This window comes from Acidimangrovimonas sediminis (genome assembly GCF_002871005.1).
Classification (GTDB): Bacteria; Pseudomonadota; Alphaproteobacteria; order Rhodobacterales; family Rhodobacteraceae; genus Acidimangrovimonas; species Acidimangrovimonas sediminis.
Genome location: NZ_PHSN01000031.1, coordinates 23,772 through 39,300, shown reverse-complemented (window position 1 = coordinate 39,300; position 15,529 = coordinate 23,772). Strand labels below are relative to the sequence as shown.

The window sequence follows — 15,529 nt, the reverse complement described above, 5'->3', positions numbered from 1 at the left end:
TCGCTGCGTCAAGCCGCCGCACGCTCAAGAGCGCCGCCACCGCGATCACGACTGTTTGACCACCTTAAGCAGTATCGCCGCAACCTGACGTTGCGGAGCGACGGCCTCCCCTCCCCGCCCCGAACGGAAGACGCACCAGTTAGCGGCGGCGCGCCGCGGCCGCTCGATGCCATCTGCGGCACCGTAAGAAAAGTGCCCGCGTCCCGATTGGCGGCCCAGATGCGAACCCCCGGACGGGCCCCGGAAGGCCCGCCGACGAAGAAGGCCCGGCACCTTCGTACCGGGCCCTGCTTCCCGGCCGCGCGTCGATCAGGGAGGCACCGGCTATCCGGCGATGGCCGGCCGGTGCGGGGTGCGCGAAAGCTGGCGGGCCTCGATCTCGGTCAGCACATCGCGCGCACGCGCCGGGTCGCCGCCCACCCGGCCAAGCGCCGCGTTCCAGGCGCGGGCGGCCGAGCGGGCCGACCATGGCAGCACCGCCCCCGCCAGCCATTGCCGCAGCGGTGCCGGAAGCCGATCATATTCGGCCATGGGATCGGCCGAACGGCGGCGCTTGCGCACCCGGGCAGACCCCAGATTGGCGCCGGAACCTGCGCCCCTGCCCGCCCGCTTCATGCCGGGACCGGCGCCTCGCGCCAGATCGGGAACGGATCGGGCAGCTTGCGCGCCCTTGCGTCCTCGGCCTCGTTCACCAATGCGGCATCCAGCGCCGCGGTGATCGCCCCGCGATCCAGCCCGGAACCGATGAACACGATCTCCTGCCGCCGGTCCCCCCAAGGCTCCTGCCAGTGTCGTGCCAGATAGGCGCGCGCCGTCGGGTGGTCGGGGCGGCGATCCTCGGGCACCGTCGCCCACCACTTGCCCATCGGCCGCACCGAACTGAGCGCCCCGGCCAGCGAGAACTCGGCCAGCCAGTCGGGCCGCGTGGCGATCCAGAAATGCCCCTTGGCACGGATCACCCCGGGCAAGTCGCCGTTCAGCACCGCATGGATGCGGGCCGGGTCGAAGGGCTTGCGGGCCCGGTAGACGAAGGACGAGACACCGTATTCCTCGGTCTCCGGCACGTGGTCGGCAAAACCGTAAAGCTCCTTCGCCCAAAGCGGGTGCTCATGCGCGGTGTCGAAATCGAAAAGCCCGGTGTCGAGGATATCCCCCGGCGCGACGCGGGCGTAATCGGTCTCGATCAGGCGTGCGTCGGGATTCAACGCGGTGACGATCTTGCGCGCCGCATCTAGGCGGTCGCCCCCCGCCGCCGATACCTTGTTCAGCACCACGACATCCGCGAACTCGATCTGGTCGACGAGCAGGTCGACCAGCGTCCGCTCGTCCGCCGCCCCCAGGCTCTCGCCCCGGTCGGTCAGAAAGTCGTGGCTGGAGAAGTCCTTCAGCAGGTTCGCGGCATCCACCACCGTCACCATGGTGTCGAGCCGCGCGATATCCGACAGCGACCGGCCCAGCTCGTCACGGAATTCGAAGGTCGCGGCGACCGGCAGCGGCTCCGCGATACCGGTGGATTCGATCAGCAGGTAATCGAAGCGATCCTCCTCGGCCAGCCGCCGCACTTCGGTCAGCAGGTCCTCGCGGAGGGTGCAGCAGATGCAACCGTTGGTCATCTCGACCAGCCGTTCCTCCTGCATCGACAGGCCGGCCCCGCCCTCGCGCACGAGGTCGGCGTCGATATTCACCTCGGACATGTCGTTGACGATGACGGCGACGCGCCGGCCCTCGCGGTTATTGAGGATCTCGTTCAGAAGCGTCGTCTTGCCGGCGCCGAGAAAGCCCGAAAGGATCGTGACGGGCAGCCGGAACTTCCCCGAAGACGGCGCGCCGGTGAGGATGGAATTCGGTGACATGAGGCCTCGCAGATTAATGTAATGTCATAACATTACTAATTCTGCCACGAAGTTCAAGCAGGCTGGGACAGGAGACCCCGCCGGTTCGGCAGATGTCATCCACGTTCCGTCATGAAGCCGCTGATCAGCCGCACCAGCGCCGCCTCGAACGCGGGTTCGGCGATCTCCGGCGCCGGACTGAGCGCCGCCTGACGCAGCGGCTCGATCACCGCGCGGGCAAGTACCGCGCGCTCGGTCTGCGACAACTCGGGTGGCGCCGTGCCCGGCCCCGCAGCTTCCGACCAGATAGCGATCAGAACCTCGGGGATCACCGGGCCCGGCTCGGGCAATCCGCGCTCCACCGTCGCCCGCAGCAGCGCGCGCAGATGGCGGCGGTCAGTGCCGTGGTGCAGGCGAAAGGCGCGGCACAGCTCGGCCACCACCAGCCGGGTCTTGATCCGCGGGTCGGCCTCGGCCGGGGCGGCGGCGATCTGCTTCAGCCGGCGGTTCACCTCGGCGCGCTGACGCTCGATCAGCGACAGCACAACCGCCTCGCGGCTGGGAAAGTACTGGTAGAGTGTGCCGACCGAATAGCCCGCCCGCCGCGCCAGCGCCTCGGTGGTCAGCCGCTCCCCGCCGCGCAAAATCTGAGCCGCCGCCTGAAGGATCGTCTCCATGGTCTGGCGCGACCGGTCCTGAACCGGCTTTTTCCGAAGCAGATCATCGGGTTCGTCGGATTTCACCGGAGCGCCTCTCGTCGGTCGGGAATGCGAGTGGATCGGGGCTGCGTCGGCCTAATTGCTGGAAAGGCCCGCGGACGCCCCGACCTTGCCCGGGTCAGACTAGGCGCCGCCGGACCGGCAGACAAGCAAGCAAGATCGGAGCCCACATGACGCGCAAACACCCCCTGACACGCCGCTTGCGGTTGCTCCCGGCCGCGCTGGCCGCGGTGGCAAGCCTCGGCACCGCCCCTCTGGCAGGCGCTACGCCCCGTGGCGACCACGCCAGGGTCTCGGCCGCCGGGTATACGCTGAAACGCGCGACGATCGACGGAGTCAGCTTCAGCTATGCCGAGGGGCCCGACAACGGGCCGCCGCTGGTCCTGCTGCACGCCCAGTTCCTCGACTGGTTCAGCTATTACCGGGTGCTGCCCGCGCTGGCCAAATCCTACCACGTCTTCGACATCGATTATCCGGGACACGGCGCGACCCGCACGGCGCCCGATTATCCGATGAACGCCAACCGGATCGGCAAGGATCTTGGCCTGTTCATCCAGCGCAAGATCGGCAAACCGGTCTACATCAGCGGCAATTCCTCGGGCGGTTTGCTTGCGGTCTGGCTCGCGGCGAACCGGCCCGGGCTGATCCGCGCGGCCCTGCTGGAGGATCCGCCGCTCTTCGCCTCGGAATATCCCGCGATCAAGAAGACGGTGGCCTACCGCGCCTTCCGCACCAGCGCCACCGCGCTGAAGGACCATCCCAAGGACTTCCTGCGCTACTGGATCCACCGGAACGCCCCTTTCTTTCGCAACAACATAGGTCCCGGCACGCCCTTCCTGCTGAGCAAGGCTGTCGGGATCTACCAGAGCCGTCACCCAGGGCAGCCGGTGGAGCTGGGTCTGCTGCCCAACCCCACGGTGCGGATGCTGGTGCGGGGCCTGAGCGAGTACGACCCGCGATTCGGCGCGGCCTTCTACGACGGGACATGGAACAAGGGGTTCGACCAGGCCGCCGCGTTGGCCCGGATCCGCTGCCCCGTGCTGCTGATGCAGGCCGACGTGAAATACCTCAAGGACGGCACGCTCGACGCGGCGATGAGCACGGTGCAGGCGAAGCGGGCGATGTCGCTGCTCCGGCACGGGACCTACCTCAAGGTGAACGCGACGCATGTCGTCAACCTCGACAAACCGGGGGTCTTCCTCTCCGCGGTGAACACGGCCTTCGGCGCAAAGTAGGCACCCCGCCCGCCCCCTCACCGTCTCTCATTTTTTGGGCATGAGGCCGGAGGATCGCCCGAACAATAGGCAGGTAGAGGCTTTTGCCGCCTTTCTGGGCAATTTTCTTCCGGTGACGGCGGTTCCCGCGACAGTCTGCAACTCGATACGGACGCGGGGACAGGATGCGCACGGGGACTGATCTAGAGCTTTTTCGCCTGACGAAACGTTACGGCGACACCGTCGCCGTGCGCGATCTCAACCACCTGATCGCCGCGGGGACCTATGTCTGCCTTCTCGGGCCCTCGGGCTGTGGCAAGTCGTCGACCCTGCGGATGATCGCCGGGCATGAATCGGTCAGCGAAGGCGCCATCCTGCTGGACAAGGCGGATATCTCCAACCTGCCGCCGGCGGGCCGCGGCACCGCCATGATGTTCCAGAGCTACGCCCTGTTCCCGCATCTGAGCGTGCGCGACAACGTGGCCTTCTCTCTCAAGATGAAGGGCGTCGGCAAGGCGCAGCGGCACGCCCGCGCCGACGAGCTTCTGGATCTCGTGGACATGGGCCGTTACGCCGCGCGGCTTCCCAACCAGCTTTCGGGCGGGCAGCAGCAGCGGGTCGCGCTCGCCCGCGCGCTGATCACCGAACCCAGGGTCCTTCTGCTGGACGAGCCGCTCTCGGCGCTCGATCCGTTCCTGCGGATCCGCATGCGGACCGAGCTGAAGCGCCTTCAGCGGGAGCTGGGCATCACCTTCATCCACGTCACCCACGGCCAGGACGAGGCGCTGGCACTGGCCGACGAGGTGATCGTGATGAACAACGCGGTGATCGAGCAATCAGGCCCGCCGCGCGAGCTGTTCAACACGCCCCGGACCGAATTCGTCGCCCGTTTCCTTGGCGGTCACAACGTCGTCCGCCAAGACGGCCGCGCCTTGGCGATCCGCAGCGACCGGATGCAGCTCAGCCGCGAGGGGACGGAGGGCATCGCTGCCTCCGTCTTCGGGATCGAGTACCAGGGCACCACCGTGCAGATCATCCTCAAGACCCCGGCCGACGAGGAACTGACCGTCGTCCTGCCCGAGCGGGATTTCTTCAGCCGGCCCTTCGAGATCGGCGAAACCGCGAACGTCGCCTGGTCCGAGGCCGACGTGCACGCGCTGGAAGGCTGACCCGCCCCGGACCCTGCAAGAACTCGCAAAGAACAACAGAGGAGAGTAACCATGTCCTATCGTCTCAACGGCAAATCGGTGGATCGCCGCACGTTCCTGAAGGGAACCGCGGCCGCCGGCGCCACGCTGGCCGGCGCGCAGATCCTGGGCGCCCCCGCCGTCCACGCGGAATCGGGCGTGACGCTGCGCTACCTCGGCACCGCGGTGAACCAGTCGGCCGAGATTGCCAAGAAGTGCAAGGAAGACACCGGAATCACCATCGAGTACATCCCCGTCACCACCGACGAGGTGGCCAAGCGCATCATCACGCAGCCGAACTCCTTCGACATGGTGGACAGCGAATATTTCTCGCTGCCGAACCTGGTCCCCTCGGGCAACCTGATCGGCATGGATGCCAAGAAGATCAAGTATTCCGACAAGCTGGCGACCGTCATCACCAAGGGTGAGGTCGACGGCAAGAAGATCGGCATGCAGGGCACCGCGCCCGCCAAGGTGTTCTACCTCGAGGGCGAGCATTCCAAGTCCTTCGCCAAGGAACCGACGGAGTGGATCACCCTGATCCCCACCACCTACAACGCCGATACGCTGGGCATGCGCCCCGACCTGATCGGCCACAAGGTGGAACACTGGAAGGCGCTTCTCGATCCGGAGCTGAAGGGCAAGACCGCGCTGATCAACGTCCCCTCGATCGGCATCATGGACGCGGCCATGGCGATCGAATCCGCCGGGCTGATGAAGTACAAGGACAAGGGCAACCAGACCAAGGAAGAGATCGACTTCACGATCGAGACCCTGATCAAGGCCAAGAAGGCCGGCCAGTTCCGCGCCTTCTGGACCGACTTCAACGAAAGCGTCAACCTGATGGCCTCGGGCGAGGTGGTGCTGCAGTCGATGTGGTCGCCCGCCGTCACCGCCGTCCGTTCCAAGGGCATCAAATGCGCCTACCCCGGCCTGGCCGAAGGCTATCGCGGCTGGGCCTCGGGCTTTGGCCTGCCGCGCACCACCCGCGGCAAGAAGATCGACGCGGCCTATGAATTCGTGAACTGGTTCCTCTCGGGCTGGGCCGGCGCCTACCTGAACCGCCAGGGGTATTACTCGGCCGTTCTCGACACCGCCAAGGAATACATGAAGCCCTACGAGTGGGATTTCTGGATGGAAGGCAAGCCCGCCGCGCAGGACATCCACGCCCCCGACGGCACGCTGATCGAGAAGGCGGGCGCGGTGCGCGACGGCGGCTCCTACGTCGACCGGATGGGCCATGTCGCCTGCTGGAACTCGGTCATGGATCAGAACGAGTACATGGTGAAGAAGTGGAACGAGTTCATCGCGGCCTGAGGCCCGTCTTCCGTTCCATGCGCGGGCTCAGGCTCGCCTGAACCGGAGGGCCGCCCCCATGCGTGCGGGGCGGCCCTCCCCAAACCCTGCAAGACCTTCCCGGCGAAAGAACGGCCATGGCAAAGAGCTCCACCAAGACCTCCTACTGGCAGGCGGCGCCGATGGCGCTTGTGTTCCTGTTGTTCTTCGCCGTGCCGCTGGGGGTGATCCTTATCGTAAGCTTCTGGAAATACACGCAGTATTCCATCAGCCCCGCCTTCATCTTCTCGAATTACACCGACATCTTCTCGGGCTGCTTCACCCAGCTTCCCAGCCTCTGCACGACCTTTTCGACCTACCTCCAGACGCTGATCTTCTGCGCCGAGGTTTGGGCGCTGACCCTCGCGATCGGGTTCACCATCGCCTATTTCCTGGTGTTCGAGGTGCGCACGACCACCATGCAGGTGGTCCTCGCCCTCCTGTGCACCATCCCGTTCTGGACCTCGAACGTGATCCGCATGATCTCGTGGATCCCGCTTCTGGGGCGCAACGGTCTGATCAACCAGGGGCTTCAGGACGTGGGGCTGACGAGCCACCCGATCGAATGGCTGCTCTATTCGCATTTCTCGGTGCTGCTGGCCTTCGTCCACCTCAACACCGTGTTCATGATCATTCCGATCCTCAACTCCATGGCGCGCATCGACAAATCGCTGATCGAGGCCGCGCATGACGCCGGCGCCTCCGCCTGGCAGACGCTGTGGAACGTGCTGATCCCGCTGTGCAAGCCCGGCATCGCCATCGGGTCGATCTTCGTCATCACCGTGGTGATGGGCGATTACATCACCATCGGCATCATGGGCGGGCAACAGATCGCCTCCGTCGGGAAGGTGATTCAGGTGCAGACCAACTTCCTGCAATTCCCGCTGGCCGCCGCCAATGCCGTGGTGCTTCTGGCCACCGTCCTCGTCCTGATCTGGGCGCTGAGCCGGCTGGTCGACATCCGCAAGGAGCTCTGACGATGCACGAGCGCCGCTCTCCCGCCTTCTTCGCCCTCGCGCTGTTCTTCGCGCTGTTCGTCGTGTTCCTCTACGGGCCCACGATCACCATCCTGATCCTGTCGTTCCAGGGGCCGCAGGGGGGCCTGACCTTCCCGATGCGGGGCGTCTCGCTGCACTGGTTCCGCCAGCTCTTCCAGGGGATCGGCGTGGTCGACATCGGGGGGGCGCTGTGGAATTCGCTGAAGCTTGGGATCGTCGTGACGATCCTGACGGTCGTCGCCTCGGTCATGGCGGGGCTGGCTTTCCGGCGCAACTTCCGCGGCGCGACGCTTCTGTTCTACACCGCGATCGCCAGCCTCATCGTGCCCTCCATCGTCGTCTCGCTGGGGATCGCGCTGGAATTCCGCATCGCCGACGACGGGGTCAAGGCGCTTGGCGACGCCTATTCCATCGAATGGATCTGGGACAACTTCACCACGACCATGGGCCTCTTCACCTCGGGCCTCGGCGCCCACCTCAGCTGGACCTTTCCGTTCGGCCTGCTGATCATGTTCGCCGTCTTCAACCGCTTCAACCCCGCCTTCGAGGAGGCCGCCCGCGACCTGGGCGCGACGCCGTGGCAGGCCTTCCGCCACGTCGTCCTGCCGATCATCGCGCCCGCCATCGCGGGGGTCGCCCTCTTCGGCTTCACCCTGTCCTGGGACGAGATCGCAAGGTCGAGCCAGGCGATGGGTGCCGACAACACCCTTCCGATCACGCTCCGCGCGCTGACCACCACCGTGACGACCCCCGCGATCTACGCGCTCGGCACGGTGACCACGGCGATCTCGCTCACCGTGATCGGCACCGTGCTGACCGTCGTGACGATCGTGCAGCGTAGGCGCCGCCGCCACGGATCGGACGCGGGCAAGGGCGTCTAGCCGATGACCCGCATCACCTTCATCAACCCAAACTCCACCCGGGCGATGACCGACAGCGTGGTGGCGGTGGCCCGCGCGGCCCTTCCCGATGCCACCATCACCGGCATGACCAACACCGACGGCCCACCCGCGATCCAGGGCGCCGCTGATGGCGCCGCCGCGGTGCCGGGCCTTCTGGCCCGGATCCCCGAGGCCCGCGCCACCGGCGCCGAGGCCATCGTCATCGCCTGTTTCGACGACACGGGCCTGGCCGAGGCCCAGGCGATGGCGGGCTGCCCGGTCTTGGGGATCGGACAGGCGTCGTACCTCATGGCGGCTCTGCTGGGTCTGCGCTTCTCCGTCGTGACCTCGACCTATCCGTCGATCCCGGTGATCGAGAGCAACATCCGCGAGCAGGGCTTTGCGGGCGCCTGCGCCTCGGTCCGGGCGGCGAACCTGCCGGTGCTGGAGATCGACGAAGGCCTTGAGCCCGCACGCGCCCGCATTGCCGAGGAGATCGCGCTTGCGCGTGACGAGGATCGCGCCCAGGCCGTGGTGCTGGGCTGCGCCGGCATGTCGGCGCTGGCCCCCGACCTCGCCGCCCGCACCGGCATCCGCCTGATCGACGGCGTCGCCGCCGCGGCCTATCTTGCCCGTGCCGCCGTAGGCTTTTCCGCCGCCTGAGCAAAGGACACCCCATGACCCCGCAAGACGACCCGCTCGCCACCGCCCGCGAGGTGGTGGAACGCTACCTGGAGCTTTCGATGATCCCCGACCCGGAGGCCGCCGCGCGCCATGTCGCACCGGGCTTCACCCTCACCTTCACCGGGGGGCGCCGCTTCACCTCGCCCGCCGAAAGCGCGGCCTTCAACGCGAAGCGCTACACCTGGGTGAAAAAGCGCTTCCTGCGGACCGATGCCGCCCTCGACCCGATCAGCGGCGATGTCCGGGTCTACAACACCGGCTATCTCTACGGCGAATGGCCCGACGGCACCGCCTTCGAGACCAACCGCTATATCGACATCTTCACCGTGCGCGACGGGCTGATCGTCGAGACCAACGTCTGGAACGACAGCGCCGAGATCCTGCTGGACCGCGCGGGCCTCGCGGAGGCCCCGTTGTGAGCCTTCGCGATCATGGCCGCTACGGCTACAGCCCGATCACCGGCCGCCCCGATTACGACTGGCCGGAGGGCAAGCGGCTGGCGGTCTACTTTGGCCTCAACCTCGAACATTTCGCCTTTGGCGAGGGGCTGGGGGCGGAGCTTGCGCCGGGCGGGCCGCAGCCCGACGTCCTCAACTACGCCTGGCGCGACTGGGGCAACCGGGTCGGCGCCTGGCGGATGCTGGAGCTGTTCGACAGCTTCGATTTGCCGGTCACGGTGCTGGCGAATTCGGCGATGTACGATTACGCGCCCGAGCTGATGGCGGCCTTCCGCGCCCGCGGCGACGAGGTGGCGGGCCATGGCCGGAGCAATTCCGAACGCCAGAGCATTCTGCCAGAGGCCGAGGAACGTGCGCTGATCGAGGAAGCCACGGCGGCGATCACCGCCGCCGAGGGCCGCGCGCCCGAGGGCTGGCTGAGCCCCTGGATCGCCGAAAGCGCGGTGACGCCCGACCTGCTGGCCGAGGCGGGATATACCTACACGATGAACTGGTGCATGGACGACCAGCCGGTGTGGATGACGACCCGCTGCGGGCGTATCCTGTCGGTGCCCTATCCGCAGGAGCTCAACGACATCCCGGCGATTGCGGCGCGGCGGGGCTCGTCCGAAGAGTTCGCCCAGATGATCACCGACAGCTTCGACGAGATGCTGGAGCAATCCGCGCGCCAGCCGCTGGTGATGGGCATCGCGCTGCATCCCTACATCCTGGGCCAGCCGTTCCGCCTGCGCCGCTTCCGTGCGGCGGTGGAACACATGCTGGGCGCGCGCGAGAAGGTCTGGTTCACGACGGCCGGCGAGATTAGCAAATTCTGCCACGCCCGGCCGGAGCTGTTCCCGGGTTGAGGCATGGCACAGCCCGGGGCGACCGGCCCCGCGACTACCAACCACAGCGCATACGAACGCCGAAGGGGCGTGAAACGATCAGGCGCGAACCACAACCGACACGCCAGCGCCCACCCGCGGGTCGGGCGCTGCCCTCCGCTCTGCCCTGCGCCCTCAGATCGTCCAGCCGCCGTCGATGCAATGCGCCTGCCCGGTGGTATAGGTCGCGTGGGCCAGGTAGACGGCAAGGTCGGCGATTTCCGAGGCCTCGGCGATGCGCCCCATCGGCTGGCGCGCGATGAAGGCCGCGCGGGCGGCATCGTAGTCACCCGTGGCCGACAGCCGCTGGTCGAGCGAGGGCGATTGCACCGTGCCCGGGCAGATCGCGTTGCAGCGGATCCCCTGCCCCACGAAATCGGCGGCCACCGACTTGGTCAGCCCCAGCACCGCCGCCTTGGTCGCGGAATAGACGAAACGATTGGGCACCCCCTTCACCGACGAGGCGACCGATGACATGTTCAGGATGCAGCCCGCGCCGCGCTCGGCCATCCCCGGCAGCACACCCCGGATCATCCGCATCATCGCCTTCACGTTCAGGTCGAAGGCGAAATCCATCTCGTCCTCGGTGGCCTCGAGGATCGTGCCGCCATGGACGACGCCGGCCACGTTGAACAGCACGTCCACCGGGCCCACCTCGGCGCAGAAGGCCGCCACCGCCGCCCCGTCCAGCACGTCGAGCGGCGCCGTCTCGCAGCCTTCGAGCCCGGCAAGCCCCCCCGCGTTCACATCCGTCGCGATCACCCGCGCGCCGGCGGCCACGAAGGCCTCGGCGCTGGCCCGTCCGATACCCTGCGCCGCCGCCGTCAGCAGCACCGTCTTTCCCTTCAGCTCGCGTTCCGACATCTGGTCCCCTCCTCGTTCACATCACCGCGCCGATCTGCCACGGCACGAATTCCACCGCGCCGAACCCCTGCGCCTCGCTCTTGGTCTCCTCCCCGGAGGCTACGCGCAACATCAGATCGAAGATCTCGCGGCCCTTGTCCTCGAGGCTGACCCCGTCCAGCACCTCGCCGCAATTCACGTCCATGTCAGGTTCCATCCGCCGCCACAGGTCCGCGTTCGAGGCGATCTTGAGACACGGCACGGGGCGGTATCCCGACACGCTTCCCCGTCCGGTGGTGAAGGCAATGAGGTTCGCGCCCGAGGCGATCTGCCCGGTGACCGAACAGGGATCGTAGCCCGGGCTGTCCATGAAGGCAAAGCCCGGCGCGTCGATCGGTTCGCCGTAGCGGTAGACGCCGGCCAGCGGGGCCGATCCGCCCTTGGCCACGGCGCCAAGGCTTTTCTCAAGGATTGTCGTCAGCCCGCCGCGCTTGTTGCCGGGGCTGGGGTTGTTGTCCATCTGGCCGTTGTTGCGGGCGGTGTAATCCTCCCACCACTCGATCAGGTCGATGAGCTTGCGGCCCGTTGGCGCATCCACCGCGCGGCGGGTCAGAAGGTGTTCGGCCCCATAGATCTCCGACGTCTCGGACAGGATGGAGATCCCGCCGTGGCGCACCAGCAGGTCCGACGCGACCCCCAGCGCCGGGTTCGCGGTGATCCCGGAATACCCATCGGAGCCGCCGCATTGCATGCCCAGCGACAGCGCGCTTGCAGGCGCCTCCTCGCGGGTGGCGCGGTTCGCCTCCTCGGCCAGTTCGCGCAAGATCGCCACGCCCTTGTCCACGGTCGCCCGCGTGCCGCCGGTCTGCTGGATCGTCATGTAGCGGAACCGCGCGTCGTCCCTGAGTGCGCGGCGGTCGATGAGGTCGGGGATCTGCATTACCTCGCAGCCCAAGCCCACCATCAGGATTGCGCCGAAATTCGGGTTGTGGCCATAACCCGCCAACGTGCGGAACAGCGTCTCGTACCCCTCGTCTCCCTTGCCCGCCATGCCGCAGCCCGTGCCGTGGACGATGGGCACCACGCCGTCGATATTCGGGAACCCCGCCAGCCAGCCCTGACGCTCGACCTCCTCGGCGATGAAGCGCGCGACCGATCCAGCGCAGTTCACCGAGGTCAGGATACCGAGGTAATTGCGCGTCCCCACCCGGCCGGAGGGGCGGTGATAGCCCCGGAAGGTGGCGGGCGTGTCGACCGGCGGCAGGGCATGCGCGGCGGAACCGAAGCCGTAATCCTGCTTGTGCTCTCCCATCCCGAGGTTCTGCACATGGACATGGCAGCCCGGTGCGATGTCGGCGGTGGCCGTGCCGATGATCTGGCCGTATTTCATCACCGGCGTGCCCGCCGCGATGGCGCGCACCGCCAGCTTGTGGCCAGCGGGGATCGCCTCGGTCAGGCGGATCCCCTCGACCTCGGTTCCGGGGGACAGCGCGGCCAGCGCCACCAGGACGTTATCGGCCTCGTGGAGGCGCAGGGCGAGCGGAGTGTCGGGCATGTGTCTTCTCGGGGGCAATCGCGGCGGGCGCGCCGTCAGGGCGCGCCGTCCGGGGGGTGAATCTCAGAGGGCGGGGGCGAGGTTGCGCGCGCTCCAGTCGGCGGGCAGCTCGCCCTTGATGATCAGGCTCAGCACGTCGTCCTTGGTCACCTCGTCGATACGATGCGCCCCGACGAGGCGCCCCTTGTTCATCACGACCACCCGGTCGCAAAGATCGAACACGTCGTGCATGTCGTGGCTGACGAGGAAGATCCCGATCCCCTCGTCGCGCAACTGGCGGATCAGGTCGGCGACCATCGCCGTCTCGGACGGCCCCAGCGCCGCGGTCGGTTCGTCCATGATCAGGATCTTCGTGTCGAAATAGATCGCCCGGGCGATCGCGATCACCTGCCGCTGCCCGCCCGACAGCGACGAGACCGGATCGCGCAGGTTCTTGAAATTCGGGTTCAGCCGCGCCAGCACCGTGCGCGCCTCGCGCAGCATCCGCGTATCGTCGAGATTGCCGAACCGCGTCTTCAGCTCGCGGCCAAGGAACAGGTTGGCGGGCGCGTCCAGGTGATCGGCCAGCGCCAGCGTCTGGTAGATCGTCTCGATCCCCCGGTCGCGAGCGTCGTTGGGGCTGGTCATCTGCACCGCCTCGCCGCCGATCCGGATCTCGCCACCCGAGGGCACCATGGCGCCCGAGAGCATGCGCATGAGGCAGGACTTGCCCGCGCCATTGTGGCCCAGCACCCCCACCACCTCACCAGCGCAGAGATCGAGCGAGACGTGATCGACCGCGCGGACCCCTCCGAAATGCTTCTCGACGTCGATCATCTCGACCAGCGGCTGTGACATTGCGTGACCTCTGCTTGCGGGGTGAAAGGGGGCCCCGATGGCCCCCTTCCGATCTCAGTAAAGAACGTTCTCGGCCTTGGGCGTCGCGATGTTGGTCTTGTCGACCAGCACCACCCCGGTATCGACATGCTTCGGCACCTTGTCGCCCTCGATCACCTTGATCAGGGTCTTCACGCCCATGTCGCCCATCTGGAACGAGCCCTGCACAGCCGTGGCCTGCAAGACGCCGTCCTTGATGAACTGCTGCTCGTCCTTGTTGCCGTCGAAGCCGAGCGCGACAAGCTTGCCCGCCTTGCCCGATTGCACCAGCGCCCGGCCCATGCCCACCGCGGTAGGCTCGTTCGCGCCAAAGATCCCCACCAGGTCGGGGTTGGCCGAAAGCACGTCGGTGGTCTGGTTCAGCGCGGTCGACATCTGGCTTTGCGAATAATACGGGCCCACGATCGACAGCCTGGAATGCGCCTTCACGTACTTGGTGAAGCAGCCGACGCGCCCGATTTCCGACCCCACGCCCGGCACGTAGGACATGATCGCGATCTTGCCGGTGTCGCCCGCGTCCTTGATCATGCGCTTGGCCACCAGCTCGCCCGCCGCGCAATTGTCGGTGGACAGGAACGACTGGTAATACTTGTCGCCGCTCTTCGACAGCGCGCTGTCGATGATCACCACGGGGATCCCGGCCTCGAACGCCTTCTTGACCGCGGGCACCAGCGAATCCGGATCCGACGGCGCCAGCAGGATGCCCGAGACGCCGCGGTTGATCGCGTTCTCGACCATGTTCACCTCGTCGGCGATCTGGCTTTCCGCCGAGGGGCCGTCGAAGCTCATGGTATATTTCGACTGGCCCTTGAGGGCCGCATCGGCGCCCTTCTTCACGTTTTGCCAGTAGTTGGAATTCGTGGTCTTCACGATCACCGCGATCTCGGCCGCCCCTGCCGCACCGGCGGTCAATCCTGCGATCAGCCCCACCGCCGCCGTGGTGGCCAGCATCCGCACCATCTTCGTTGTCGTCATCGTCTTCCTCCTCCGTTGTTGTCCGCCCCCTCCCCGGGGGTCGCCCTGCCGGGCCGGCGCCGCTCTCCCTCAGCGCCGGTTCCGCATCTGGTCGATCCAGACCGCGCCGATGACGACGAGGCCGATCATGATCTGCTGAATGAAGGCCGAGACCCCGGCCATGTTGAGCCCGTTGCGCAGCGTGCCGATGATGAAGGCGCCGATCATGGTGCCCGAGATCGTTCCCACGCCCCCCATCAGCGACGCGCCCCCGATCACCGCCGCGGCGATCGCGTCCAGCTCGGACAACATCCCCTCGCTCGGCTGCGCGGTGACGAGGCGCGACATCAGCACGTTGCCCGCAAGCCCCGCCAGCGCCCCGGTGATGGTGTAGGCGTAAAGCTTCACCCGGTCGACGCGCACGCCCGACAGCCGCGCCGCCTCCTCGTTCGATCCGGTGGCGTAGATGTGGCGGCCCAGCTGGCGCCGGCGCAGCAGGTAGGCCCCCGCCACCGCCATCACCAGAAGCAGGATCGCCGGGTACGGGATGCCCGGAAACAGCACCTGCGGAAACCCGTTCGGCTTCATGTGGACGATGCGGAACGGCGCGCCGTTGCCCAGCGTACCGAACCCCTCGCCCAGCCCCGACACCGGCACCGCGCCGGTCACCTGCAAGGCAAGGCCGCGCGCAATCAGCATCATGCCCAGCGTCGCCACGAAGGGCGTGATCCGAAGCTTGGTGATGACGAAACCGTTGAAGGCGCCGCAGGCCGCGCCGGTCACGATACCCAGCGCCATTCCCGGCGCGACCGGCACCCCCGCCTTCACCGCAAGCCCCGACACGACACCCGACAGCGCCAGCACCGACCCCACCGACAGGTCGATGCCGCCGGTCAGGATCACCATCGTCATGCCGATGCCCAGAAGCCCGATCACCGAGGTCTGCAACAGCACGGTCAGCGCGTTGTTCACCGAAAAGAAGGCCGGGCTGGCGATCGAGAACCCCGCCACCAGAAGCAGCAGCGTGGCCAGGGCCGACAACCGGTGGATCTGCCCCTCCCCGGGCATAAGGGCATCAAGACGGAATCCCTGCGCGGGCTTGCTCGTATCCGACATATGCCTCCCTCACA

16 protein-coding genes are annotated in these 15,529 nt (G+C 67.1%); 8 read left to right on the top strand and 8 right to left on the bottom strand.

Features of this window, described 5'->3' with window-relative positions; translation table 11 throughout:
• Positions 1-324: 324 nt before the first annotated feature.
• From CVV76_RS21685 to CVV76_RS21675, 3 genes are all read right to left on the bottom strand, one after another.
• A complete protein-coding gene (locus CVV76_RS21685; RefSeq protein ID WP_102226775.1) occupies positions 325-615 on the bottom strand; it encodes a DUF6525 family protein in 291 nt (96 codons plus the stop codon).
• Positions 612-1,853, bottom strand: coding sequence for a GTP-binding protein (locus CVV76_RS21680; RefSeq protein ID WP_102226774.1), 1,242 nt, complete (start codon positions 1,851-1,853; stop codon positions 612-614). Before CVV76_RS21680 ends, CVV76_RS21685 begins: the two co-directional genes overlap by 4 nt.
• A gap of 95 nt (positions 1,854-1,948) precedes the next feature.
• Positions 1,949-2,575 (bottom strand): TetR/AcrR family transcriptional regulator, encoded by a 627-nt coding sequence (locus tag CVV76_RS21675; RefSeq protein WP_102226773.1) that lies wholly within the window; start codon positions 2,573-2,575, stop codon positions 1,949-1,951.
• A 146-nt stretch (positions 2,576-2,721) separates the two neighbouring features.
• Between CVV76_RS21675 and CVV76_RS21670 the strand changes: the two genes are divergently transcribed.
• From CVV76_RS21670 to CVV76_RS21640, 8 genes are all read left to right on the top strand, one after another.
• Complete coding sequence (locus CVV76_RS21670) at positions 2,722-3,786, top strand: alpha/beta fold hydrolase (protein WP_102226772.1); 1,065 nt, start codon at positions 2,722-2,724, stop codon at positions 3,784-3,786.
• Positions 3,787-3,950: 164 nt separating this feature from the next.
• Positions 3,951-4,934: an ABC transporter ATP-binding protein gene (locus CVV76_RS21665; protein ID WP_102226771.1), complete on the top strand. Its 984-nt coding sequence runs from the start codon at positions 3,951-3,953 to the stop codon at positions 4,932-4,934.
• 51 nt (positions 4,935-4,985) lie between these two features.
• Positions 4,986-6,269 carry an ABC transporter substrate-binding protein gene (locus tag CVV76_RS21660; RefSeq protein WP_102226770.1) on the top strand — a complete coding sequence of 428 codons (1,284 nt, stop codon included), beginning with the start codon at positions 4,986-4,988 and terminating at the stop codon, positions 6,267-6,269.
• Between the two features lie 116 nt (positions 6,270-6,385).
• Entirely contained in the window at positions 6,386-7,264 is an 879-nt protein-coding gene (locus tag CVV76_RS21655) for an ABC transporter permease (RefSeq protein WP_102226769.1), read from the top strand.
• Positions 7,265-7,266: 2 nt separating this feature from the next.
• Positions 7,267-8,166, top strand: coding sequence for an ABC transporter permease (locus CVV76_RS21650; RefSeq protein WP_102226768.1), 900 nt, complete (start codon positions 7,267-7,269; stop codon positions 8,164-8,166).
• A gap of 3 nt (positions 8,167-8,169) precedes the next feature.
• Entirely contained in the window at positions 8,170-8,829 is a 660-nt protein-coding gene (locus CVV76_RS21645; protein ID WP_102226767.1) for an aspartate/glutamate racemase family protein, read from the top strand.
• 14 nt (positions 8,830-8,843) lie between these two features.
• Complete coding sequence (locus tag CVV76_RS24770) at positions 8,844-9,269, top strand: nuclear transport factor 2 family protein (protein ID WP_146010346.1); 426 nt, start codon at positions 8,844-8,846, stop codon at positions 9,267-9,269.
• Positions 9,266-10,153 (top strand): polysaccharide deacetylase family protein, encoded by an 888-nt coding sequence (locus tag CVV76_RS21640; protein WP_146010345.1) that lies wholly within the window; start codon positions 9,266-9,268, stop codon positions 10,151-10,153. Before CVV76_RS24770 ends, CVV76_RS21640 begins: the two co-directional genes overlap by 4 nt.
• Positions 10,154-10,306: 153 nt before the next feature.
• Here CVV76_RS21640 and CVV76_RS21635 read toward each other — a convergent pair whose 3' ends face one another.
• From CVV76_RS21635 to CVV76_RS21615, 5 genes are all read right to left on the bottom strand, one after another.
• Positions 10,307-11,035 carry an SDR family oxidoreductase gene (locus CVV76_RS21635; RefSeq protein ID WP_102226765.1) on the bottom strand — a complete coding sequence of 243 codons (729 nt, stop codon included), beginning with the start codon at positions 11,033-11,035 and terminating at the stop codon, positions 10,307-10,309.
• 16 nt (positions 11,036-11,051) lie between these two features.
• A complete protein-coding gene (locus CVV76_RS21630; RefSeq protein ID WP_102226764.1) occupies positions 11,052-12,569 on the bottom strand; it encodes a UxaA family hydrolase in 1,518 nt (505 codons plus the stop codon).
• Positions 12,570-12,632: 63 nt separating this feature from the next.
• A complete protein-coding gene (locus tag CVV76_RS21625; RefSeq protein ID WP_199178676.1) occupies positions 12,633-13,406 on the bottom strand; it encodes an ATP-binding cassette domain-containing protein in 774 nt (257 codons plus the stop codon).
• 54 nt (positions 13,407-13,460) lie between these two features.
• Positions 13,461-14,420 (bottom strand): ABC transporter substrate-binding protein, encoded by a 960-nt coding sequence (locus CVV76_RS21620; RefSeq protein ID WP_233193092.1) that lies wholly within the window; start codon positions 14,418-14,420, stop codon positions 13,461-13,463.
• 69 nt (positions 14,421-14,489) lie between these two features.
• Complete coding sequence (locus tag CVV76_RS21615; protein ID WP_102226763.1) at positions 14,490-15,515, bottom strand: ABC transporter permease; 1,026 nt, start codon at positions 15,513-15,515, stop codon at positions 14,490-14,492.
• Between the last annotated feature and the right edge of the window lie 14 nt (positions 15,516-15,529).

Bases quoted from the DNA above. Each gene is read 5' to 3' on its own strand.
- CVV76_RS21685 (WP_102226775.1), bottom strand. From the start codon at position 615: ATGAAGCGGGCGGGCAGGGGCGCAGGTTCCGGCGCCAATCTGGGGTCT.
- CVV76_RS21680 (WP_102226774.1), bottom strand. From the start codon at position 1,853: ATGTCACCGAATTCCATCCTCACCGGCGCGCCGTCTTCGGGGAAGTTC.
- CVV76_RS21670 (WP_102226772.1), top strand. From the start codon at position 2,722: ATGACGCGCAAACACCCCCTGACACGCCGCTTGCGGTTGCTCCCGGCC.
- CVV76_RS21665 (WP_102226771.1), top strand. From the start codon at position 3,951: ATGCGCACGGGGACTGATCTAGAGCTTTTTCGCCTGACGAAACGTTAC.
- CVV76_RS21660 (WP_102226770.1), top strand. From the start codon at position 4,986: ATGTCCTATCGTCTCAACGGCAAATCGGTGGATCGCCGCACGTTCCTG.
- CVV76_RS21655 (WP_102226769.1), top strand. From the start codon at position 6,386: ATGGCAAAGAGCTCCACCAAGACCTCCTACTGGCAGGCGGCGCCGATG.
- CVV76_RS21650 (WP_102226768.1), top strand. From the start codon at position 7,267: ATGCACGAGCGCCGCTCTCCCGCCTTCTTCGCCCTCGCGCTGTTCTTC.
- CVV76_RS21645 (WP_102226767.1), top strand. From the start codon at position 8,170: ATGACCCGCATCACCTTCATCAACCCAAACTCCACCCGGGCGATGACC.
- CVV76_RS24770 (WP_146010346.1), top strand. From the start codon at position 8,844: ATGACCCCGCAAGACGACCCGCTCGCCACCGCCCGCGAGGTGGTGGAA.
- CVV76_RS21635 (WP_102226765.1), bottom strand. From the start codon at position 11,035: ATGTCGGAACGCGAGCTGAAGGGAAAGACGGTGCTGCTGACGGCGGCG.
- CVV76_RS21630 (WP_102226764.1), bottom strand. From the start codon at position 12,569: ATGCCCGACACTCCGCTCGCCCTGCGCCTCCACGAGGCCGATAACGTC.
- CVV76_RS21625 (WP_199178676.1), bottom strand. From the start codon at position 13,406: ATGTCACAGCCGCTGGTCGAGATGATCGACGTCGAGAAGCATTTCGGA.
- CVV76_RS21620 (WP_233193092.1), bottom strand. From the start codon at position 14,420: ATGACGACAACGAAGATGGTGCGGATGCTGGCCACCACGGCGGCGGTG.
- CVV76_RS21615 (WP_102226763.1), bottom strand. From the start codon at position 15,515: ATGTCGGATACGAGCAAGCCCGCGCAGGGATTCCGTCTTGATGCCCTT.